Annotated in this window: 16 protein-coding genes and 1 pseudogene; 7 read left to right on the top strand and 10 right to left on the bottom strand. The window is 52.9% G+C overall.

Annotated features, from left to right (window positions below; genetic code table 11):
- A pseudogene (locus QEH52_RS17235) lies at positions 1 to 722 on the bottom strand (hypothetical protein); the annotation flags it as partial.
- 83 nt (positions 723 to 805) lie between these two features.
- Between QEH52_RS17235 and QEH52_RS17230 the strand changes: the two are divergent.
- Positions 806 to 3,655, top strand: a complete 2,850-nt coding sequence (locus QEH52_RS17230) for an FAD-dependent oxidoreductase (RefSeq protein WP_308952158.1) — start codon at positions 806 to 808, stop codon at positions 3,653 to 3,655.
- Between the two features lie 484 nt (positions 3,656 to 4,139).
- Here QEH52_RS17230 and QEH52_RS17225 read toward each other — a convergent pair whose 3' ends face one another.
- Positions 4,140 to 4,433, bottom strand: coding sequence for a helix-turn-helix domain-containing protein (locus QEH52_RS17225; RefSeq protein ID WP_308952157.1), 294 nt, complete (start codon positions 4,431 to 4,433; stop codon positions 4,140 to 4,142).
- A gap of 308 nt (positions 4,434 to 4,741) precedes the next feature.
- A complete protein-coding gene (locus QEH52_RS17220; protein WP_308952156.1) occupies positions 4,742 to 5,407 on the bottom strand; it encodes a PEP-CTERM sorting domain-containing protein in 666 nt (221 codons plus the stop codon).
- Positions 5,408 to 5,622: 215 nt separating this feature from the next.
- Between QEH52_RS17220 and QEH52_RS17215 the strand changes: the two genes are divergently transcribed.
- Positions 5,623 to 6,882 (top strand): M20/M25/M40 family metallo-hydrolase, encoded by a 1,260-nt coding sequence (locus QEH52_RS17215; RefSeq protein ID WP_308952155.1) that lies wholly within the window; start codon positions 5,623 to 5,625, stop codon positions 6,880 to 6,882.
- Positions 6,883 to 7,343: 461 nt separating this feature from the next.
- Here the strand turns inward: QEH52_RS17215 and gatB are convergent, their stop codons facing one another.
- From gatB to gatC, 3 genes are all read right to left on the bottom strand, one after another.
- Positions 7,344 to 8,813: an Asp-tRNA(Asn)/Glu-tRNA(Gln) amidotransferase subunit GatB gene (gene gatB / locus QEH52_RS17210; RefSeq protein WP_308952154.1), complete on the bottom strand. Its 1,470-nt coding sequence runs from the start codon at positions 8,811 to 8,813 to the stop codon at positions 7,344 to 7,346.
- A 65-nt stretch (positions 8,814 to 8,878) separates the two neighbouring features.
- The gene (gene gatA, locus QEH52_RS17205) at positions 8,879 to 10,345 is read right to left on the bottom strand and encodes an Asp-tRNA(Asn)/Glu-tRNA(Gln) amidotransferase subunit GatA (RefSeq protein ID WP_308952153.1); all 1,467 of its coding nucleotides are present in this window, start codon (positions 10,343 to 10,345) and stop codon (positions 8,879 to 8,881) included.
- Positions 10,346 to 10,393: 48 nt separating this feature from the next.
- Positions 10,394 to 10,687 carry an Asp-tRNA(Asn)/Glu-tRNA(Gln) amidotransferase subunit GatC gene (gene gatC / locus QEH52_RS17200; RefSeq protein ID WP_308952151.1) on the bottom strand — a complete coding sequence of 98 codons (294 nt, stop codon included), beginning with the start codon at positions 10,685 to 10,687 and terminating at the stop codon, positions 10,394 to 10,396.
- A gap of 135 nt (positions 10,688 to 10,822) precedes the next feature.
- Between gatC and QEH52_RS17195 the strand changes: the two genes are divergently transcribed.
- Positions 10,823 to 11,224, top strand: a complete 402-nt coding sequence (locus QEH52_RS17195) for a response regulator (RefSeq protein WP_308952149.1) — start codon at positions 10,823 to 10,825, stop codon at positions 11,222 to 11,224.
- A gap of 63 nt (positions 11,225 to 11,287) precedes the next feature.
- Here the strand turns inward: QEH52_RS17195 and QEH52_RS17190 are convergent, their stop codons facing one another.
- From QEH52_RS17190 to QEH52_RS17180, 3 genes are all read right to left on the bottom strand, one after another.
- The gene (locus tag QEH52_RS17190; protein ID WP_308952147.1) at positions 11,288 to 12,865 is read right to left on the bottom strand and encodes a TRM11 family SAM-dependent methyltransferase; all 1,578 of its coding nucleotides are present in this window, start codon (positions 12,863 to 12,865) and stop codon (positions 11,288 to 11,290) included.
- 78 nt (positions 12,866 to 12,943) lie between these two features.
- On the bottom strand, positions 12,944 to 13,786 hold the full coding sequence (locus QEH52_RS17185) for a class I SAM-dependent methyltransferase (protein ID WP_308952146.1): 843 nt from the start codon (positions 13,784 to 13,786) through the stop codon (positions 12,944 to 12,946).
- The gene (locus QEH52_RS17180; protein WP_308952144.1) at positions 13,783 to 15,228 is read right to left on the bottom strand and encodes a PQQ-dependent sugar dehydrogenase; all 1,446 of its coding nucleotides are present in this window, start codon (positions 15,226 to 15,228) and stop codon (positions 13,783 to 13,785) included. The genes QEH52_RS17185 and QEH52_RS17180 overlap by 4 nt, the downstream gene beginning before the upstream one ends.
- 41 nt (positions 15,229 to 15,269) lie before the next feature.
- Between QEH52_RS17180 and QEH52_RS17175 the strand changes: the two genes are divergently transcribed.
- The 3 genes from QEH52_RS17175 (at position 15,270) to QEH52_RS17165 (ending at position 17,653) form a co-directional block, all read left to right on the top strand.
- Positions 15,270 to 16,529 carry a mechanosensitive ion channel family protein gene (locus QEH52_RS17175; protein WP_308952143.1) on the top strand — a complete coding sequence of 420 codons (1,260 nt, stop codon included), beginning with the start codon at positions 15,270 to 15,272 and terminating at the stop codon, positions 16,527 to 16,529.
- A 3-nt stretch (positions 16,530 to 16,532) separates the two neighbouring features.
- Entirely contained in the window at positions 16,533 to 17,291 is a 759-nt protein-coding gene (locus tag QEH52_RS17170) for a TlyA family RNA methyltransferase (RefSeq protein WP_308952142.1), read from the top strand.
- Positions 17,292 to 17,401: 110 nt separating this feature from the next.
- Positions 17,402 to 17,653, top strand: coding sequence for a hypothetical protein (locus tag QEH52_RS17165; RefSeq protein WP_308952141.1), 252 nt, complete (start codon positions 17,402 to 17,404; stop codon positions 17,651 to 17,653).
- Positions 17,654 to 17,800: 147 nt separating this feature from the next.
- Here QEH52_RS17165 and tatC read toward each other — a convergent pair whose 3' ends face one another.
- Positions 17,801 to 18,622, bottom strand: coding sequence for a twin-arginine translocase subunit TatC (gene tatC / locus QEH52_RS17160; RefSeq protein ID WP_308952139.1), 822 nt, complete (start codon positions 18,620 to 18,622; stop codon positions 17,801 to 17,803).
- 234 nt (positions 18,623 to 18,856) lie between these two features.
- On the opposite strand from tatC, the gene ppdK reads away from it, so the two are divergent.
- A complete protein-coding gene (gene ppdK / locus QEH52_RS17155) occupies positions 18,857 to 21,607 on the top strand; it encodes a pyruvate, phosphate dikinase (protein ID WP_308952138.1) in 2,751 nt (916 codons plus the stop codon).
- Positions 21,608 to 21,839: the final 232 nt, after the last annotated feature.

The raw sequence follows: 21,839 nt of genomic DNA, 5'->3' as shown, positions 1-21,839 counted from the left end.
ATCTCCTTCACCGACAGTTGCTCGGCCTTAATCCACTCCACTGCGGCTTTCATAATATGAACGTCTGACCACTGACGCGGGGTCAGTCCAGTTGCTGTTTTGAAAATTCGGTTTACTTGTGCCTTCGATAAACCGACTGCACGGCGTAATTCCTCGTAATCAATTAAGCCGAGCCCGGGATTTTGCCCGATGCGGGACATAATCTCAAGGACACGATGGTCCATCGAGATCGGCGTGACACCTCCCATCGCTTCTCGGGTCAAATGCCAATGATACAGCCAATCTGAAAAACACCGACTGCGCAGGCACTGCGTCGACAGCAGCGCCTGACTATCTAAGTCCGTGCCGGCTTCAAAGGCACACAGGGCTTCGGCACTGCGCAGGAGTTCGGCATCGTCGGCAGAGCGATACACCCTCGGCGCGAGTCGTGGTGGAATAAAACTTAAGCCCCGCCAATTGAGCCCAAAGCGGATCGAAATCAATTCCGCATCTTTCGAAAAAATGTGCGAACGTGTCGTCAGCGGGTCCATAAAGACCCATTCTCCTGGCTGGACCCGTAATGTCTCTGCCTCGGTCTTAACTTCCACACTACCCGCCCGCAGATACCAGCTCAAATACCTCAAGTCCATATGATCCTGCAGCTTACGAGACTCAGGAACCACCGCCCCATCGTAAGTTAGTCCTATTTCATAATGATACTCGGTTTCTGTCAAAATCGCCATAATGAGCAAAATATACTATTTTATGCGAGTTCTGTATATCTTAAACACATTGTTTCAAGCGCTTCGCTCTTTAGGTTGATGTCATGCAATCAACCTCCATCCCCATTCAAAAAATCCCTTCAGTTGCCAACGTGGACGTCCTCATCATCGGAGGCACTAGCCAAGCGGTATCCTTTGCCCTCTCTGCTAAAAAGCAGGGACGCAGCGTCTATCTCGTCGCACCACGCGCCTACCTCGGTGAAGACATCTGCGCTGCTTATCGGTTTTGGCCAGAACAGGCCACTGGCAATTCGCTCTCGCAGACGATCTTTAGCGAGGCGGGTAAGCCACCCACTCCGATGCATGTGAAGCTGACTTTAGAGCAACACTTGATCGCCGCAGAAATACCATTTTTATTAAACTGCTTCTCCGCAGGATTACTGCGTTCCGAAAATGGGACGATACAGGGCGCGGCGATTGCGAACCGTGCGGGCCATCAAGCGATTCAAGCGAAACTCGTCGTCGATGCCACACTGGAAGGAAGCGTCCTCAAACAAGCGGGCTATGCTCCACTACAGTCACTGCAGGGCTTGCAGACGATTCATTTCACAACCCTGACCGAAGGCACCAGCCAAGCAGCATCGGACACAGGCATCGTCGACACACTTCCTGGCTACCAAGCAGACGACTATACCTTGAGCGCCAACCGCTACCAACTCGAAGTTGATTTTGGCGCAGGCAGTCCCGCCGAACGTGCCCGTGCCTATAGTTCGGCAGTCGAACGCTGCTGGGTGCCAGGCGAATATCGCCATCAAACGACACTCACTGCAATTCCTACGACTTCCGATCGCCTGCCGAATGCTGCGGAACTATCAATTGAAGTCGGCTTATTCGCACTGACCGAATCCATCCGCCTGACAGACGGTGCGCAATCCGTCTTCTCAAATCCAATCACTGCCATGGCTATCAGTGAATCACTGGCCAGTGAAGTCTGTGCGCAACTCCCCGCAGCCATCGACACGGAATTATCCGTCAGCTGCGCGGGTGCCACTCCGATCCAATCGGGCACGATGTGCACCTTGAGCGATGGTTTGCGCCCAGGCTCCACCAGTGATCGCCTGGTTAAATTTGATGCCTCGAAGCTTCCCATGTTGGGCGCCTTCGATGTGGTCGTCGCTGGCGGCGGGACCGGCGGTGCACCCGCTGCAATCAGCTCGGCGCGTGCCGGCGCTCAAACGCTGGTCGTCGAGGTCACTTCTGGTCTCGGTGGTGTCGGCACCATGGGGCAAATCGCTAAATACTGTCACGGCAATCGTGTCGGCTTCACAGCCGAAATCGATCAAGGCGTCAATGCATTGGAACACGATGACACGTTCAAAAACTCTACCGAAGCTTGGTCAGCCGCCGCAAAGAGCGAATGGTTCCACAAGACAGGATACGAGGAAGGTTGTATCTATTGGTTGAATACACTCTGCGTCGGCACTGTCGTCGAAGATTCACGCGTCGTCGGACTCGTCGTCGCCGGCCCATATGGTTACGGTCTAGTCAAAGCAGGCTGTGTCGTCGATAGCACCGGTTGTGCGGACATCCCTGCCGCGTCCGGCGCTCCGACAGCTGTCATCGGCAAGGAGCACGTTGCGGTGCAAGGCACAGGACTCGCGGGCATGAAGCCCGGCCGTGAATACCACAACTCGGACCACAGCTTCTCGGATGATACCGATGTGGTCGATGCGACTGCTTTTTTTGCGAGTTCGAAACTTAAGTTTAAAGACGACTTTGACTGTGGTGAATTAGTCGATTCGCGTGAGCGTCGCCAGATCATCGGCGACTTCTCGCTTGCACCGGTTGATATGTTATTCAATCGGCGCTTCCCCGATACGGTCTGCATTGCAAAATCCAATTTTGATTCGCACGGCTTCACAGTCGATCCGGTCTTCATGCTGGTGGCACCTGACATGGAGCAAATATGGGCAGACATCCCATTTGGTTGTATGCTGCCTCAAGGTCTCGACGGCGTGCTAGTCACTGGTCTAGGCATCAGTGCCCATCGCGACGCACTTCCAGTGATTCGCATGCAGTCAGATGTGCAAAACCAAGGCTATGCAGCGGGATTCATTGCGGCACAATCGGCCCTATCACACAAACCAGTGCGTTCGACCGACCTTGCGACCGTGCAAAAGCACCTGATCGATATCGGCGGATTGCCAGAACGCGTGCTCACGGATGAAGATAGTTTTCCGGTCGACGAGACTACACTTGAAGCAGCTGTTGCGAATGATTGGGATAAATTATCAGGCGTGTCACTCATGCTCAACGAAGGCGAACGCAGCCGTCGTTTAGTCGCGCAAGCATATGCTGCAATTCGTGGTCAACACACGGATCAGAGCTTACGTTATGCGCAAATCTTAGCCATACTAGGCGATGCGACAGGACAAGAGGAATTAATGGCAGAAATCTCAAAACGTGGTTGGGATAGTGGCTGGCAGTTTCAAGGCATGCACCAATTTGGACGCAACATGTCCGAACTCGACAGCCTATTGGTCTGCCTCGGCACCTGCGGTGACGCATCGGCATGGAGCTGTATCCTACCGATGATCGAGAATCTACCGGCAAGCACCGAGTTCTCACATATCCGAGCAATCACCATGGCCTGTGAGCAACTCTACGCACGCCACCCGATCGCGGAAGTGGCTCCTTTACTCGCGAATCTATTGCAACGCCCAAACTACCGCGGACATGCGCATCGTAGTATTGAAGCATCTCAACGTGCACTCAGCAGCGACATCAACGAAAATACGGTGCGTAATTTCGCATTGCGCGAACTGCACCTAGCCAGAGCGCTGTTTAATTGCGGTGATGTGGATGCCTTGGGGAAAACCACGCTCACCGACTATAGCAACGACTTCCGTGGTCACTTTGCACGTCACGCGCGCGCGGTTCTAACAAACCCATAAGGGGATCATCAATAATGCATTCAAGTACAGCAACCGCTGAGAGCGCAACAAGGGTGAAGAGCGCTTTATGATTGAAAACCGCTCCTCATCGCTCATTCAGCATTTGATCAACCCGCGGGAAATCGGCGACATCGTGATAAACCCATAGCAGGGGTCAATTTTACCTCATGCCCCGCCAGTTGAACGCATTTAACTCCTTTGCGCCCTCTGCGATCTCGAGTGAGCGACTTGTCCGCCGTAGCTCGTAGAGCGAAGGAGAAAGGGAACGGGCGGTTAAAATGCATTTTTCTACGTAGGGGCGTCACTTGTCTGAGATCATGAGCTTGCCGAATGCTGACGCAGGCCGCAGCAAGTGAAGCCCGGACGCTCCATTAATCAGCTTCTTGACTAGCTCGTGCAGTTCTTTGAATTGGATGAGCCCTAACTCTGCGACTTTGCGCCTTTACGTGAGCCATTACCGAGTCTTACTGTTCCTATACACACCCTACTCTTCCGCGCATTCTAAAACTTGCTCGGGGTATTTCGTCGCGACGCGCATCAAGACCTTCGCGCTCGGTGGCGGTTGACGACGCCCCTGCTCCCATCCACGAACGGTCCCAACGGGTGTATCGAGTAAGTTCGCGAAGGCTTCCTGTGTCAGTCCTAGTTTAATACGCGCATGCACCACTTCGTTCTCAGGGTTCACCACACGCACACGCGCCGGTGCCAGCTCACCCGCCTCAATCGCCTTCATCTGACGGATCGAATCTTTCAGTTCTTTAAATAGTTCTGTGTCCATGGTCGTCTCCTTTTTTACCCATTCATTCAAAATTGGACGTTTCGCGTTGCGCCCGGTCTTGTCGCTTCGCTCCGAACGACGTTCACATGCCCACCGCTGGCTCACTTCGTAAAGATCGGTGTTTCGATGAAAAGCATTTAGCTAAACTACGTCATTGGCGAAGCCCGTCAAAAACTAAGTCAATGACGCATGCACAAAAGTAATGACATGCCCCGTTTTTTTTCGCGAGAACTCTCGCCTGCCCACAAAAAAGCCCCAAGGCATGTTGCGCGCTCGAGGCTTTGAAAACTATCTAAAGCAGATCGCTTTTAGCTACGACGACGGCGAAGCATTACTGAACCGAGTGCTAGCAGGCCTGCCAGCGCAGCGTAAGTGGATGGCTCGGGAACCTGTGTAATCGTTATGCCGTTCAAATAGCCGAATTTAGAGTCACCGGAAATAAATGTAACATCTAGCGTCACAATTCCTGTAGCATCTGTAGTGAAACTGGAGATGGTTCCAATATTCGAAGCATCGACTACACCACTTGGCGAAGCTGCACTAACAGTGGTGTTTACAATACTTGCTCCGCTGGTAAGCTCGAACTCTGCGATGCGTTCATCCGTAGAGTTACGTGCAGACAAGAAGCTAAAGTCATAGCTTGTAAATGCAGCCAGTTCGAATGTTAATTGTCCAGAATCTGTGTCGGTTACATACCAAGTGTCAATCGCGCCATTTGCCTCGTAGACTCCAAATCCGTTTGTGCCACCAGATGTATTTTTGCCAGCAAATGTATCGTTAACAGTCATACTAACGCTAGTCGCAAGCCCAGTGTTGAAATCGACTAGGCCGCTGTATGTGGTGGCTAGGCCCGAATTAGAGAAGTTATTCCAGTTCCCAGTAGTATCTGTGTCTCCAAAGTCGATGTAGATTGTCTGAGCTGAAAGCGAGCAAGCCGCAACGACAGGGAGTAGGGTAAGTAGTGACTTTTTCATATAGGCGTATCTATTTTGCAGGGTGTGTAACAATACGATGGTAGCATAAATATAAGCCATGAAGAGGTTTATGGCAAGGTTTTCCGACACTCTATGCGTATCCAAGTCAACTCATCGCTAAGACCTAATTCGCTGAAGCGCAGAACGTTAAATTTCATGCTGATAATTCCCCCTAGGCTGTCATTATGTGAACATCGGATAATAACGCTAGCCATATGGGACTTGAGGCAATGCAGTGGAACCAGCAGCGATTGGTAGAGGTTTTAAATACGAAACTGCCTGAGACCTTGGCGCATTTAAAACAGTGGGTCGATATCAGCTCATATACTTTGAACCGTGCAGGTGTCGAAGCACTGGCACTGCAGATCGCAAACGATTTTGAACGTTTAGGCTTTCAAGCGACACGTCTGCCGAGCACGGATCCGCGCTATGCAGATCATTGGATGCTGGAGCGCAAGGGCTGCCATTCAGGTGGGCAATCCGTGGCTTGTATCAGTCATCTAGATACCGTGTTTTCCGAAGAAGAACGTGTGCGCAACGCGTTTGAATGGTCGGAAGACGGCACGCGTATCTACGGGCCCGGCACTGTCGATATCAAAGGAGGCACGGCGATGGTCTACTTAATGTTGGATGCACTCTTAGACATGGACCCTGCATTTGTGGAGCAAGTCGACTGGCGTATCTTTTTGAACTCTTCGGAGGAAGTGTTGAATCCGGAATTTGCTGAAGTGGTCCGCCCACACCTGGATGCACAGACACGGGCCTGTTTAGTATTTGAAGCGGATGAAGCTTGTGCGCTAAAGCAATCAGGGTTGGTGAATCAACGTAAGGGACGCATGACCTATCGAGTGACTGCAGCTGGTCTCGGTGCACATGCGGGCTCCGCGCACCACGAAGGCGTGAATGCAATCGCTTTGTTGGCACCGATTGTTCAGCAAATCGAATCCTGGACTGACTATGACAAGGGACTGACGTTTAATGTCGGTGTCATACACGGAGGCGAAGGCCGCAATCGTGTGGCACAGACTGCCTCGCTCGAAGGCGAGATGCGCGCATTCGACCAAGAAGCGTTTAGCGATGGAAAATCACTGTTGATGACCTTAGCTGGAGCCGCCCAGCTCACGGTCGCGGGCACGCAACGCTCAGGAATATTGGAGCTGGATATCTTACAAGAAGATGAAGCCTGGTCAGCGAATGCTGGAAGTCAGTCCATCGTAGATATTTGGCAAGCAGCCGGCGCGGAACTCGGCATCGAGGTGTATGGCAGCTCGCGCGGCGGTTTGAGCGATGGAAATCATTTTTGGGAGTCCTACCCCACCATCGATGGGCTCGGCCCTTCGGGAGGCAACTTGCACGCCTCCGAGCGGTGCGAAGCCACAGGCAAACTACCTGAATATGTGAACCGTGATTCCTTTGTGCCTAAGGCCTTGTTAAATTGTTTCGCGCTGAAGCGCTTGCTGGCACGGGCCGTATGAGGCGATGCTCTTGACTGCGCCACAAGTGATGTAAAGAAAATGTAGGGCTGCCACTTGTAGCATGCCGCATGGAATCGAGCGACCGAGCCACTTGTCATCTTTTGCGCCGCCTCGATCGCCTATAATGCGAACAATAACTCACGCCGCGCCTACGTCGCTCAAGCCGCAGAGGCACAAAGCGAATGGGCTGCTCGCTTCGCCGATTAGACTATCACGGATGCCGCTCCACCAAGGGCATCACCAACCTGCGCGACGTAGCCTGCGCGACGTGGCCAGCGCGACGCAACTAGCGCGACGCAACTAGCGCGACGCAACTAGCGCGACGCAACTAGCGCGACGCAACTAGCGCGACGCAACTAGCGCGACGCAACTAGCGCGACGCGGGCGTGACAAGTCGCGCCCCTACTGGCAGCGCATTTTCCTCATTCAAAATTGGACGTTCGAAGTTCGATGTTCGACGTTCACTCGCCTTCGTCGATCAGCTTCTTGAGCAGCTGATCGAGCATCGCGGGATTCGCTTTGCCCTTGGTGGCTTTCATGACGGGGCCTTTCAAAGCGTTGAGGGCCTTTTCGTTGCCGTCCTTATATTGGCCGACGGCTTTGGCGTTACCGGCGATGGCTTCGCGGCAGAGGGCTTCGATCTCGCCGGTGTCGTTGCTTTGCTTGAGGCCTTTCTTCTCGACGATGGCGTCGGGCATCTCGCCGGTGGCGAACATTTCGGTGAAGACTTCTTTGCCGATCTGCTTGGAGATCACACCTTCGTCGATGATCTTGGCTAAGGTGGCGATGTGTGCGGGCGTGAGCTTTGACTGGCTGACGGAGTGCGCGGATTCACCGTGCTCGGAGACGGCGGAAAGCTCACGAAGCAAGTCGTTGGTAATGTAGTTGGCGATTTGCTTGGGCGCGTTATGCGTCTTGAGGGCTTCTTCAAAGAATTCGCTCAGTTCGCGGTCCACACAGAGCACGGAGGTGATGGTGAACGGCAAGCCCAGCTCTTCTTGGTAGCGGCGTTGTTTGTCCAATGGACGCTCGGGCAGCTCGGCTTCGAGCTCGGCCACGCGGGCACGGTCCATTTGCACGGGCATCAAATCGGGGTCTGGGAAATAGCGGTAGTCGTGGGCCTCTTCTTTGCTGCGCAGGGAGAAGCTGGTGCCACTCTCGACATCCCAGCGGCGGGTTTCTTGGGTGATGCTGCCGCCCTCTTCAAGGATCTCGGTCTGGCGCTCGATCTCGTATTCGATCGCGGCCTTGACGTTGGAGATGGAGTTGAGGTTTTTCATCTCGGTGCGGGTGCCGAGCTTGTCGGAACCGACGGGACGTAGGGAGACGTTGGCATCGCAACGCATTTGGCCCTTCTCCATGTCGCAGTCAGAGATACCCGCATAGACGATCATGTTGCGCAGGCAGTTAAGGAACGCGACGGCCTCGGCGGAGGAGCTCATGTCGGGCTCGGTCACGATCTCGGCCAGTGGCACGCCCGCGCGGTTGAAATCGATCACGGTTTCGAAGGCTTCGTGGGTGAGCTTGCCGGGGTCTTCTTCGAGGTGGATACGGTTGAGCGCAACCCAGCGGTGCTCGCCTTCGACATTGCGCGACGGGCCGGGCAGTTCGATTTCGACCTTACCGCCGATGCAGAGGGGCTCTTCGTTTTGCGTGAGCTGGTAGTTCTTGGGCGAGTCGGGATAGAAATAGTTTTTACGATCCCACTTGCAGACCTCCGCGATCTCGCAGCCAAGCATCAGGCCGAGCTTGGCGCACTTCTCGATCGCGGTGTGGTTGAGCACCGGCAAGGTGCCTGGGAGGCCAAGCACGACGGCGTCGGTCAGTGTGTTCGGCGCGGCGCCATATTCGTAAGGTGCCGCGGTGAACATTTTCGTGCGGGTTTTGATTTGAACGTGAATTTCAAGTCCGATGACTGCTTCGTATTGCATGATAATAAATAACTGATGAGTGATGACTGATGAATAATCATTCTGTCAGCACTCATACTTTTGAATTATAAAGTTGGTGTTTGCTGCGCGTAGTCGTGGGCTTTTTCGAAGGCGTTGGCGACGGCGAACATGTCGGCTTCGCCGAAGGCTTTACCGATGACTTGCAGGCCGATCGGCAGGCCGCTTTCGGTGAATCCGCTGGGCACGGAAATCGCAGGCAGGCCGGCGAGATTGACCGAGATGGTGTAGACATCGCTCAAATACATGGCGAGTGGATCGTCGGCGCGCTCGCCGCGTTTGAAGGCGGGCGTCGGCGAGGTGGGCGTGAGAATGGCGTCGACTTGTTCGAAGGCTTTTTCAAAATCGCCCAAAATCAAGCGACGCACTTTCTGCGCGCGCAAATAATAGGCGTCGTAGTAACCGGAACTGAGCACGTAGGTGCCGAGAATGATGCGGCGCTTGACTTCGTCGCCGAAGCCTTCGCCACGGCTCTTGGTGAACAGTGTCATGGCGTCCTTGGCCTCTTCGCTGCGGTGGCTGTAGCGCACGCCGTCGAATCGGGCCAAGTTGGAGGAGGCTTCCGCAGTCGCGACGATGTAGTAAACCGGCACCGCTAGCTCAGAGTGCGGCAAAGAAATGTCTACGATTTCACAGCCTTGGCTCTTATACCAGTCGATGGCTTTTTCGATGTTGGCCTTCACTTCGGGGTCGATGCCTTCGCCGAAGAATTCAGCCGGCACGCCGAGTTTCCACGGGCCCTTCTTTTCTTTGAGTGCTGCCGCGTAATTGGTTTCCCCCTGCGGTGCGATCGAAGTGGAATCGAGATCGTCCTTGCCGAGCATCGCTTCCATCAGGATGGCGGCGTCTTCAACCGTGCGAGCAAAGGGGCCGACTTGATCGAGCGAGGACGCGAAAGCGACCAAGCCGTAGCGCGAAATGAGTCCGTATGTGGGCTTCATGCCGACCACACCACAGAGCGCGGCGGGTTGACGAATGGAGCCACCGGTATCGGTGCCCAGAGTGGCGATCGCCTCCCCTGCTGCCATCGCGGCAGCGCTGCCACCAGAGGAACCGCCGGGAATGGTTTCCAGGTTCCAGGGGTTGGCGGTGGTTTGATAGGCCGAGTTCTCGGTCGAGGAGCCCATGGCAAACTCGTCCATATTCAAGCGCCCCCAGATCACGGCACCCGCTTCGCGCAGCTTGACGATGCAAGTCGCATCGTAGGGAGACACGTAGTTCTCCAGCATCTTGGAGGCGCAGCGTAGGGGCTGGTCTTTGACCGCCAGCGTGTCTTTGATACCGATCGGAATGCCATCGAGCGGGCCAAGAGCCTTGCCCGCCGCACGACGCTCGTCGGACGCCTTGGCCTGGGCCAGTGCATCCTCCGCATCGGTGGAGAGAAAGGCTTTCACCTGTGCGTCGACCGCAGCGGTGCGATCGATCACCGCTTGGGTGATTGCGACGGATGTAGTTTCACCCGCTGCCAGGATGGCAGCAAGTTCGGAAATGGTTTTGAAATGAAGGTCGGACATTCTATGGATGAATAATGACTAATAAATAATGGCGAAGAATACCTGCATTTATTCGACGACTTTGGGCACGACGACTTGGTTGTCGCGCGACTCGGGGGCCATTTTAGTCAGCACCTCGGGCGCGTAGGTTTCGCCGGGCTGGTCGCCTTCGCGCCAGACATTGAATACGCGGTGCGCGTGAGCCATCGGCTCGACGCCATCGACGTCCACAGCGTTGAGCTTATCAAAGTAGCCCAGGATGTCATCCAGCTGAGTTCCCAGCTTGGCTTTCTCTGCGTCGGTCATATCCAGACGCGCTAAGTTGGCGACGTAATCAATGTCAATATGTGGTGTTTCGGACATAATGCCTATCTTTGAAACGGAACGCACGCTCACAGGCAAGGGCACAAAATAAAAAAGTAGAGTTTATGCCAAAACTGAATTAGTGTGCTTGTAGTCTTGCCCTTCCGCGAGTGCTTGTATCATAAGTAACGAGTAATGAGTTCTACCCGACCAAAATATGAAAGTTTGGCCCCCTGCCATCTACTCGTGTGCGAAGACAACGAAGACAACCTCTTCTTAATCCAAACACTGGCAACATCTTACGGCTGCACCACCACCAGCGCGCACAACGGGCAGCAAGCAATTGATTACTGCCAGGAGACTCATTATGATGCGATCTTAATGGATTTGGCGATGCCCCGAGTCAGTGGCTTAGAAGCATCCAAACTCATCCGCAGCAGTGACAATCCGAATCAAAAAACACCGATTATTGCAGTCACTGCAGAGGTCTGCTCGCTCGCCCAGAGCGCGAGTGTCAGCTTTGGCATCAATGCCTATATCAGCAAACCCGTCGACCCGGTTTTGCTGCATCAAACGATTCAAAAGCTTGTAAAATAAGGAGCTCTTGAGCGATCAAAGAAGCGTATTTACCCGTTCGAAATACTCAAGTCAGCTCGTCAGCTATGCGCTAGGCGCCGCTGCTTTGACCCAGTGCTCAACGCGGCAGTCGAAGCCGCCGAGGTCGACTCGGTGGCGCGCTTCAAGCTTTAAGGATGGATCCGGACTCTCTAACTTGAGTGGATTGATAAAAACAAGGCGGCCGCCGGGGCGCAAAGTCTTTGCCGCGATTTGGTAAAACTCGCTAATCAGACCTTTTAAATCTTCGATGCGCACGCGTCGCCCCAAGGGAGGATTCGCGATGATCAGACTGACACTAGCTGGCTGGATGCCAGTGACTTTTACATAGTTACGAAAGTCGCCGCGGCTGAGCGCGATGCGATCGCTCGAGATGCCGGCAGATTCGAAATTTTTGCGAGCGATCTCGATCGCGGGCCCATCGATATCATTGGCAATGATTGAAGCAGCGCTGTTCAAGCGAGCACACTCGATCAGTTCCAAGCCTGAACCACAAAACGGGTCCCAGATAATTTCATCGCTTTGAATGCCTGCCATTTGAGCCATGGCTGCAGCCAGTGGCGGATGCGTGGAAGCAGGCACATCGTCGACACGGTAGCTAAAGCGAGGGTCTGGCAAAACACGGGGGCGCAATTCGACCGATTGTCCGACTTTCTCTGGAAAGATTTCGACCGCCCATGGAGACTTACGTGGATCGTTGAGCAACTCGGGGCAAAGCGCAAAGGCCGCATTGACGATGGCCTGCACTTTGCGCGGCGGCACCTTGGCGCGCATAAACTGGAGACGGTAGCGAGGCTGCCCTTCGGTGAGTTTGCGGCAAAGCAGCTGCGTCGACTCGGAGGCGATCACTTTTGCAATGGCCTCGGTATGTTGAGCTTCGCCATCCGGCACGACTCCAAGCACGAAATTGACCGAGCCGAAGCAGCGTAGTTGATAGAGCTCCGCCAATGTGAAAGGCCGTAGGGCTGCAAGCGCCACGCAGCCTGGGCTGGTGCGAACGATCTTAAACCGACTTTTAAGTTTGGGGTGTGCTTGCAGTTCATCCCGCAGCAAGAGCTCCATACCGCGGCGCGTGCGCAAATGGATGCGCAACTTGCGGGTTTCCTTAATCTTAGCGTCCAAACGAATACTCGCTGGGGTTTCTTTACGAGCGAGTTGCGCTTTAACTTTTTGCTCGGCAACGTGCAGTGCTTCGTGCTCACCGTGTAGCTCTGCCAGCTTTTTTAAAGTCGCTTCGCCTCCAATTTTGCTGAGTGTTTGACTCAGGTTTTTAACTTCGCGCTCGCCACGTTCTGCTTTTGGCTGGTCCAAGAGTTCAAGCACGGCCTTTTCGCTTTGGCTGCGTTCCCCGAGTTTGGGCAAAGCATTCAAAGCGTAACGACGTATTTTTTCTTCTGGATCTTGCAGTAAGCTCGTCAACCACTCACGCGCTTGCTGACGTTGTGCTTGGGTCGCTTTTTCCAGTGCGACAACGCCGATCGCCCGTATCAGGCCCACACGGGCGAGACGCGACTCACTGTTGCCAGCGTTAAAGAGGGGCACTTCGCGCTCCCACAAAGTCTCCCACGATTCGGTGCGTAATTGCTTGTAAACTTCTTTAGCGGGATTGGTGGATGACTTCATATGCAAAATTGTTGAGACGGCACGATGGGCTTAGCTCACGCGAGGTCAATAGGCGTTCAGCTGCAAAAAGAATCTAATTTATCCGCAGACGTAGATATCGAAACGGTTGCTTTTGCCCTCCAAGCTATAGCTAGGCTTGGCCTGCGCGAGCTGGGGCGCGATACGTGGTCTTTTAACCACCACTCGTTTGAGCGCTTTGGCGCGCGCGAGCTCCAGCAAGTCATCCGCGTCGGAATCGATGCCGACGAGTTGATGAAAGACATGCATCTCCTTTTTAACTTGAGCGCTCTTGTTGCGCACAGGAAACATGGGATCGAGGTAAACCACATCTGGTCGTGCAACATCCTCCAGTGCTTGTAAATGGGTGGCCGCGTCTGAGTCGATGAGCTGCATGCGAGCGAGTATTTCAACCAAAGAAATATCGTTAACCTCGCCCCACTCGCACGCAACGCGCATGCCATCGGCAAGTAAGCTACGCACTTCAGGCACACGCTCGGTCATGCTCAACGAACAGCCCAAACACGCCAGTACAAAAGCATCGCCCCCCAAGCCCGCAGTCGCGTCAAATACTGAGGGAGCTGGACCGCCCTGGAGCCCTACCGCTTTAGCGATCATCTGCCCCTTGCCGCCCCCCTTGCGGCGGCGATAGTCTACGGTCGGACTATAAAAGTCGGCTTTAATACGGAGCAAACTGCCCGCATCGACTTGAACCAGCGAAAGCCCCGTCCGCGTAAAAAGAAAAAAATAGCAAAGCTCCGCACAACCTGGATCGATCTGATTGCGCAGATAGCGCTCGATCTGCCGCGGCTTGGCATCGGCCAGATCGGTAGCGTCTAATAATGCGAGTGAAAATCGCTCGGCCAGCATGCGTGCATGTAGCTCTTGATCCGGACTGATTAAAATGATCTTGGAAACTTTCATTCTTGAATGGGCACGAGTCGAACCACTCGGTCAGGTCCGTTGAGAACAAGATAGAGATAACCGTCGGGACCAGTCGCGACATCCCGCACCCGTCCTTCGCCCTGTAAGATCACTTCATCGCTCACGACGCTATTTTCTGTGATCACTAGACGATGCAACTCTTGCGAAGCGAGTCCACCCGCAAAGAGATTATGCTTCCATGCGGGGAATTGATCGCCCTCATAAAAGTCGATACCGCAAACCGCAATCGACGGCGTCCAATAATGTAAGGGTTGCTCCATGCCAGGAGCAGCGGTTTGCCCAGTGATCGGCTTACCATTGTAGTTCATACCATAAGTAATCACCGGCCAGCCATAATTACGCCCTCTCTGGATCCGGTTAATTTCATCGCCTCCGCGAGGGCCGTGCTCAGATTCGAAAATTACACCCGTTTCAGGATGCGCATCCAAGCCTTGGGCATTGCGATTCCCATAGGTCCAGATGGAGGGATATGCATCCGCAGTTTCGACGAATGGGTTGTCGCGCGGCACCCGTCCGTCATCGTGGATACGATGAATTTTTCCATTCGGCCGCGTTAAATCTTGCGCCTGATCCTGCGCACCGCGGTCACCGATACTGAAGTATAGATAGCCATCTTGAAAAACAAAGCGCGTGCCGAAGTGAACACCCGAGCTGCGATGCAACTCAGCCGGCACCTCAAAGATGACTTCTTCATCCTGCCAACGCTGATCCACAACTCGGCCGCGCACAATCTTGGTCATACTGTAATTAGAGTCGGAAGCAGCCGCTGCCGAATACCCAAGATAAATCCACCCATTCTCTGAATAATTCGGATGTGCCGCGACTTCCAGCAGTCCGCCCTGCCCTCGAGTAGCCACTTCGGGCGTGCCGGCAATCGGCTGACTGAGTTGGCCTTCTGACCAAAAGCGCAACTGCCCTTGGCGCTCGGTAATGAGCGCTTGTGTTGAAGAAAGGAAATTAATCGACCACGGAAGCGTAAGCCCGGTAATGACAGGTTCTAAGCGAAAACGATAGCCGCCAGCCGAATAAATCTCCCCCGCCTTGACAACCGTAGAAAGGCCAGCGGCGCGATCAGACTTCTGGCGCATCTCATCTATATAAATTTGAAGCGAGCGAATTTCAGGCACCGACAAACTCTCACCAAAGCTCGGCATTCCCGTTTCTGAATCCCCCGCCTGCACATATTCGATAAAGCCACTGCGCTTACCAACGACCTCCCAAGCGGACGGATCCAGCAAAGATGCGCCCAAGCCTCCAGTTAGATTTTCACCATGACACGACATACAGTGTTGGCGATAGAGCGCTTCGACCGCCCCGGTACCAATACGATTTTGCCCCCATGCTGGGAGGCAAAGTGTTAAGAATAAAAATGAGAGCGCACGCATGCTGCTGAAGCTTGCGCAGCCTTGTAAAATTTGCAAAAAGATTGCGAGAACAATCCTGCACAGCCTAAATACTAACAATGAATACAACTTATCAAATGGGCGACTGGATATTGCCCTCGGGAAACTTCAACCCCGACGACCTATGGCAATTGGCCCTAGTCGGGCTTTCGCTACTGATTTTTTCGCGTATTTTCAAAAGTGAGACAGGCTCGGCAGGCTCGGGTCCCCTCTCTTGGATCAAGTTAAACCTAGGTTTCCTCACAACTTGGTTGATCACCCTGGTCTGTTTTTTTATCCTCACCAGCACAGAACACAGCGCTAGCTATGTTCGTTTTTTTACAATCTTAGGCGGTCTCTGGATTGCGATTGGCTTGCTGACCAGCTTTATCAAAGACCCATTTTGGGCTCGTTCCGTCGCGATGGTTGGCTACCTAATCACCGGCAGTTACGCGATGGCTCAGCTTAATGGTCTCGGCGAAAACCTGCAGGATTTTCATATCGAAGTCGGCACACTCTCGATATCAGCCTGGGGCATTATCACTGGGCTGATCGCCTTTGGCATCACAATGTGGCTCAGCCTGGGACTGACACGTCTCTTAGAAGCCAGGATCGAAACAGTGCCCCGCCTCAGTGCCTCACTTCGAGTGCTGATTGTAAAAATAATCCGGATCGTATTCATATTCGTAGCCACCATGATCGCATTGAGTTCGATGGGGGTCGACCTTTCTTCGCTCACTGTATTGGGTGGCGCCATTGGTCTCGGTTTAGGCTTCGGACTACAAAAAGTAGTCTCCAATTTTGTAAGTGGCATCATCCTTTTACTAGACAATTCCATCAAGCCCGGCGACGTGATCGAGATCGACGGCACCTACGGCTGGATTAATAACCTGCGTGCACGCTATGCCTCGGTCATTACACGTGACGGCACCGAGCACCTCATCCCCAACGAAGATCTAATCACGCAACGCGTGATCAACTGGTCCTTCACCGATGAGCTGGTGCGCATGCGTGTGCCGGTGGGCGTTTCCTACAACGCAGATCCCCACCAGTGTATTCAGTTGATGCTAGATGCCGCAACAGGGCACGAACGCGTGCTCGCAGACCCAAAGCCAGTCTGTCTACTCAAAGAATTTGGCGACAACTCCATCAACTTAGAACTTCGCTTTTGGCTGAGCGATCCCGCCAATGGAGTTGGCAGTGTAAAAAGCCAAGTATTACTAAAAGTGTGGGATCTATTTAAGGCGCACAACATTGAGATTCCTTTCCCACAGCGCGACTTGCACATACGCTCCAGCGATGTCGAATTTGTCAAACGCGACATGCCCAATCCCGATTAAATTATGGCAAAAGTTAGTAAACTCCGTCTCGACGAACTATTGGTCGCCAAAGGTCTGGCCGATTCACGCTCGCAGGCCAAAGCATTAATCCTCGCAGGCAAAGTCAAAATCGGCACCGAGCGCCTCGATAAGCCCGGCCGCAGTTTGCCTGAAGACAGCGAAGTTTGGGTGGAAGCTCCGCCCCGATTCGTGAGCCGAGGCGGCGAAAAGCTGGAAGGTTTCCTGGATCAGTTTGAAATCTCGATGGAAGGTCTACACTTCCTCGATGTTGGAGCCTCCACTGGCGGCTTCACCGATTGCTCGCTACAACGCGGCGCCATTAGTGCCACCTGCGTCGATGTCGGCCGTGCACAAATGCACAACAAATTAATCCAAGACGAGCGCGTCACAAATCTAGAAAAAACCAATGCACGCCACTTACAAATAGGTGACCTCCCCCACGACAGCTATCCACGCATCGTGATGGATCTGTCCTTCATCTCGCTGACTAAAGTGCTGCCAGCAGTCTGGCAATTTTTAGCACAAGACGGCTGTCTGATCGCGCTAGTCAAACCACAGTTCGAAGCCGAAAAGCACGAAGTCGACGCGGGGCGCGGCATCATTCGCGATACAGCGATTCACGAGCGTGTGCTGTCACAAATCAAGGATTTCGCACTCAAGGAACTCCCAGGGGCCAAACTGATCGGCAGCATGGACTCACCGATTAAGGGCACCGACGGCAACCGCGAGTTCCTACTGGGATTGCGGCGCGAGGGCGAATAAACTCGCGGGGAACTCTATCACTTCGCCCCCAAAAAAAATATATCTTTTAAAGCAATTAAAAAAACTTTCGCTTTGACAGCAGGCTCTGGGAGAATTGTTTCTATTCTCAAATGGAAAACGCTGCATATCAAAAACTGCTCACACCCTTGCATATCGTCATCGGACTCGTGCTCACATTTCTTGTGTACATCATGATGTCGTATCTACTGGTTCCTTTCACTTTCTCACCAGATGCGACCGTGGCACAGCTGCAAGCTTGCCTGACCGCAGTGCCCATCGCAGCGGTATTCTGGTTTGCTTATCACATGTTCATGGTGGTTCTGATGGACCAGAAAAAGCAAAAGAAGGAAGCTACGAAATAAACGCGCTTTACTTCATTTTATAACTTCCCTCAAAGGCCGTCCAATTAGGACGGCCTTTTTCGTGCGCACACCCCAGAAGCGCAATGACGGCTTGGCGCTGCCGTCGATCTCAGCTCGACGGTAGCGCTAGGAGCAACTGCGTTTAGGCTACAGATCGTCCAGATCAGCCAGCGCTTCCTCGCGCTTTTTCTTCTCAACCCGTGTGCCCACCCAGATCGCTAACTCATACAAGCCATACATAAAGCCCGTAGTGAGTGGCAAGGAGACAAAGTCGCCCCCCGGAGTTAAGAAGGCTGAAAAGACCATTAGCCCGACAAAGACCGCGCGACGGACCGCCTTCAACTTTGCAACTGGAATCACTCCCAGATAAACCAAGATCACTATGACCAAAGGAAACTGGAAGAAAGCCCCAGTCGTCAGCGAGAACCACACCACCATACTATAGTATTCCGAAGCTGCCCACAGTAGATCAAAGCCGAAGTATAAATTTAAGCTCACAGAAAACGCGAGCGTCAGCGGCAAAATTAGAAAAAATGCAAACGCCACCCCCGCAATAAAAAGTAAGAATGCCGCAAAGCACGCAGGACGTAATACTGAGCGCTCCTTCTCTGTTAGACCCGGCGCTACAAATGCCGCTAAGAAATATAAAACAAAAGGCATCGAAAGCGTGAGCCCCGAAAGTAAAGCGATCTGAATAAAAACAGAGATCACTCCCATGGGCCTATACGTGATCAAATTAGCGTTAGCCAACTCGGCAGATCCATATGCACGAACGATCGGAAATTTCAAAAACTCGGCAATGTCACCGATAAACATTGTTGCTAAAATCACCCCCAGAATGAAAGCCAAAAGACTCCGACCTACGGTCCAACGAAAATCTTCTAAGTGTTCAAGAAAGCTCATGCCCTCACCTTCAAAGGTATCCGCTTCGTTTGCTTCATTCGTATCGTCTTCCAAATATTGCGTCATTACACTTCAACTCCTATTGCGCTTCATAGCGTTCGGGCAAACTCCAATCTAATTTATTTAGATAAATCTGCTAATAAAGCACGATTAACCTACACTTCTTATAGCAATCTTTAAAGTGAAAGATTCTAATCCATTGACAGGCAGGGCTAAATGTCTTTGCTCAAACTTTTCTCAACTCTGTTGCCCCTAGTAGCAGAGTTATAACAACTCGGTCCACAAAAAGATCGTAATCTTATGCCAGCTAAAAAAGCAAAAAAAGCCACCAAGAAGGCCGCAAAGCGCAAGAGCGCATCTGCGGTAAAATACAGCTACGACTTCGGTCAAAAGACCGATGGTAGCTCAAAACTCCGTGAACTCCTCGGCGGTAAGGGAGCCAATCTCGCAGAGATGGCCCGTATCGGACTCCCAGTGCCTCCTGGTTTCACCATCACCACCGAAGTCTGCACCTACTTCTACGACAATGGTCGTCAGTACCCCAAGACTCTAGAGAAGGAAGTTAAAGCTTCGGTTGCTCAAATCGAAAAGGAAGTCGGCAAAAAGCTAGGCGCCGACAAGAACCCCCTCCTCCTATCTGTTCGTTCAGGCGCTCGTGAATCGATGCCTGGTATGATGGACACCATCCTCAACCTTGGTCTAAATGACAAGACCGTGAAAGCGCTCGCCAGCGAATCTGGCAATGAAGCTTTCGCTTACGATTGCTACCGCCGCTTCATCCAAATGTATGGTGATGTTGTGATGGGTGTGCAGGCCGTAAACGAAAACGACCACTGCCCATTCGAGGCTTGCTTGGAAAAACTCCGCGAAGAAGCTGGCGTTGAACTCGATAACGAACTCACCGCCGACGACCTCAAAGAATTGATCAAGCGTTACAAAGCGATCATCAAAAAGCGCACAGGCACAGCATTCCCTCAAGATGCTTACGAGCAACTCTGGGGCTCAGTCGGTGCGGTCTTCAGCTCATGGCAAAATGAGCGTGCGATCCTCTACCGTCAAAAGTACGGCATCCCTGCTGCTTGGGGCACTGCAGTTAACGTTCAAGCCATGGTTTTCGGTAACATGGGTGACGACTGCGCGACTGGTGTTGCATTCACACGCGACCCAGCCAACGGTGAAAAGGTATTCTATGGCGAATACTTGATCAATGCTCAAGGTGAAGACGTCGTTGCGGGTATCCGTACTCCGAATGCAATTGCACAGCTGCAGGAAGAAATGCCTAAAGCACACGCTGATCTTGAAGCCGTTCGCAAGAAACTTGAAAAACACTTCAAGGATATGCAAGACTTCGAGTTCACCGTTGAAAACGGCAAGCTCTGGATGCTGCAAACACGTAACGGTAAGCGCACCGGCCTCGCAGCTGTACGTATCGCAGTGGAACTTGTTAAGGAAAAACTGATCGATCAAAAGACAGCTCTTAAGAAGATCCCTGCAGACTCTATCTCGTCCCTCTTGGTTGCGGTCTTCGACCCTGCAGCCGTCAAGAAGGCTAAGGTTCTAACAACAGGTCTTCCAGCAGGTCCTGGTGCCGCAGCAGGTAAGATCTGCTTCACAGCGCCCGACGCTGAAGCAGTCGCAGCCCAAGGTGGTCACGCGATTCTTTGCCGCGTGGAAACCACACCTGAAGACCTTCGTGGTATGATCGCCGCGGACGGCATCCTCACCTCACGTGGGGGTGTATCTTCGCACGCTGCGCTGGTAGCACGTCAAATGAATAAGGTCTGTGTCTGTGGCGCGTCTGAAGTCGTCATCGACTACGGCTCCAATACACTTACCATTGGTGACAAAGTCTTCAAGAATGGCGACGACATCTCCATCGATGGAACTACTGGTGAAATCTTCGCCGGTGCAGTCGACACAGCTCCTTCCGAAGTCGACCAAGTTCTCAACGGTAAGCTTAAGGCAGAAGACAGTTATACATTCCAAATGTATGACCAAGTTATGAAGTGGGCCGACAAGCACCGTAAACTTGGCGTCCGCACGAATGCTGACTCACCGGATCAAGCCGCTTCTGCGATTGCTTATGGTGCTGAAGGTATTGGCCTCTGCCGCACAGAGCACATGTTCTTCGAAGGTGATCGCATCACTTTCATGCGCCAAATGATCTTGGCAAGCGACGAAGCTGAGCGCCGCAAGGCACTCAAGAAGTTGCTTCCATTCCAGCGCAAGGACTTCTCTGGTCTCTTCAAGGCAATGGGCGGACTACCTGTAACTGTGCGTTTACTGGACCCACCTCTTCACGAATTCCTTCCTCACGACGAGTCCTCCAAGCGCGAGCTTGCAAACTCACTCGGTGTCGATGTCGATGTCATCTCGAATCGTGTGCACGCACTGCACGAAGCCAACCCAATGCTGGGTCACCGTGGTTGCCGTCTCGGAATTTCCTATCCAGAAATTACAGAGATGCAAGCGCGCGCAATCTTCGAAGCTGCAGCCGCTTGCTACAAGCTCAAGAAGCCTATCAAGGTGATTCCTGAAGTCATGATTCCTCTCGTCGGTTTTGCTGATGAGCTCAAGAATCAAGTCGCAGTGGTTCACCGCGTAGCAGCTGAAGTCATGCAAAAGAAGAAGGTCGAATTCAAATACCTTGTCGGCACCATGATCGAAGTGCCTCGTGGCGCACTGACTGCAGATGAGATTGCCGAAACCGCAGAATTCTTCAGCTTCGGCACCAACGACCTCACTCAAACAGGTCTTGGCATGAGCCGCGACGATGCGGGCTCCTTCCTCGGCAAGTATAAGGACCTCGATATCCTACCACAAAATCCATTCGCATCCATCGATGCAACGGGCGTGGGACAACTGGTTGAAATCGGCGCTCAAAAGGGCCGCAGCACCAAGAAGAACCTCAAGCTCGGCATCTGTGGCGAGCACGGCGGCGACCCCGCCTCCATCAAGTTCTTCAACGACGTGGGCCTCGACTACGTCAGCTGCTCACCGCCTCGCGTGCCCGTCGCACGTCTGGCAGCTGCACAAGCGGCACTCAAGTAGCCTGAACTAAGTTCAAACATACAAAAGCCCTTCCGTTGATTCGGAAGGGCTTTTTTTATAAAGCAAGTCTATGAATAAATTTAGCGCACGTTGTAATACCCATTCGAAAAAAGTTTGGCCCTAATAGATATGTCTTTTGTAATACCGATTCTAAGAATATATGATCTATAAGCTTGGGCTTTGCGACGCCTCGAAACTTTGTTTCCATGCGTCGCCTTCGGCTATGCAGGAC

The sequence above is a fragment of the Thalassobacterium maritimum genome, from assembly GCF_031127805.1.
In the GTDB taxonomy this organism is placed as follows: Bacteria; Verrucomicrobiota; Verrucomicrobiia; order Opitutales; family Coraliomargaritaceae; genus Thalassobacterium; species Thalassobacterium maritimum.
Note: the sequence above shows the minus strand (reverse complement) of the source record. Positions and strands in the feature narration are given on the sequence as shown.

Coding starts and splice junctions, on each gene's coding strand:
- QEH52_RS17220 (WP_308952156.1), bottom strand. CDS start 5,407: ATGAAAAAGTCACTACTTACCCTACTCCCTGTCGTTGCGGCTTGCTCG.
- gatC (WP_308952151.1), bottom strand. CDS start 10,687: ATGTCCGAAACACCACATATTGACATTGATTACGTCGCCAACTTAGCG.
- QEH52_RS17215 (WP_308952155.1), top strand. CDS start 5,623: ATGGGACTTGAGGCAATGCAGTGGAACCAGCAGCGATTGGTAGAGGTT.
- QEH52_RS17165 (WP_308952141.1), top strand. CDS start 17,402: ATGGAAAACGCTGCATATCAAAAACTGCTCACACCCTTGCATATCGTC.
- QEH52_RS17195 (WP_308952149.1), top strand. CDS start 10,823: ATGAGTTCTACCCGACCAAAATATGAAAGTTTGGCCCCCTGCCATCTA.
- QEH52_RS17170 (WP_308952142.1), top strand. CDS start 16,533: ATGGCAAAAGTTAGTAAACTCCGTCTCGACGAACTATTGGTCGCCAAA.
- QEH52_RS17185 (WP_308952146.1), bottom strand. CDS start 13,786: ATGAAAGTTTCCAAGATCATTTTAATCAGTCCGGATCAAGAGCTACAT.
- QEH52_RS17230 (WP_308952158.1), top strand. CDS start 806: ATGCAATCAACCTCCATCCCCATTCAAAAAATCCCTTCAGTTGCCAAC.
- ppdK (WP_308952138.1), top strand. CDS start 18,857: ATGCCAGCTAAAAAAGCAAAAAAAGCCACCAAGAAGGCCGCAAAGCGC.
- gatB (WP_308952154.1), bottom strand. CDS start 8,813: ATGCAATACGAAGCAGTCATCGGACTTGAAATTCACGTTCAAATCAAA.
- QEH52_RS17175 (WP_308952143.1), top strand. CDS start 15,270: ATGAATACAACTTATCAAATGGGCGACTGGATATTGCCCTCGGGAAAC.
- QEH52_RS17190 (WP_308952147.1), bottom strand. CDS start 12,865: ATGAAGTCATCCACCAATCCCGCTAAAGAAGTTTACAAGCAATTACGC.
- gatA (WP_308952153.1), bottom strand. CDS start 10,345: ATGTCCGACCTTCATTTCAAAACCATTTCCGAACTTGCTGCCATCCTG.
- QEH52_RS17225 (WP_308952157.1), bottom strand. CDS start 4,433: ATGGACACAGAACTATTTAAAGAACTGAAAGATTCGATCCGTCAGATG.
- tatC (WP_308952139.1), bottom strand. CDS start 18,622: ATGACGCAATATTTGGAAGACGATACGAATGAAGCAAACGAAGCGGAT.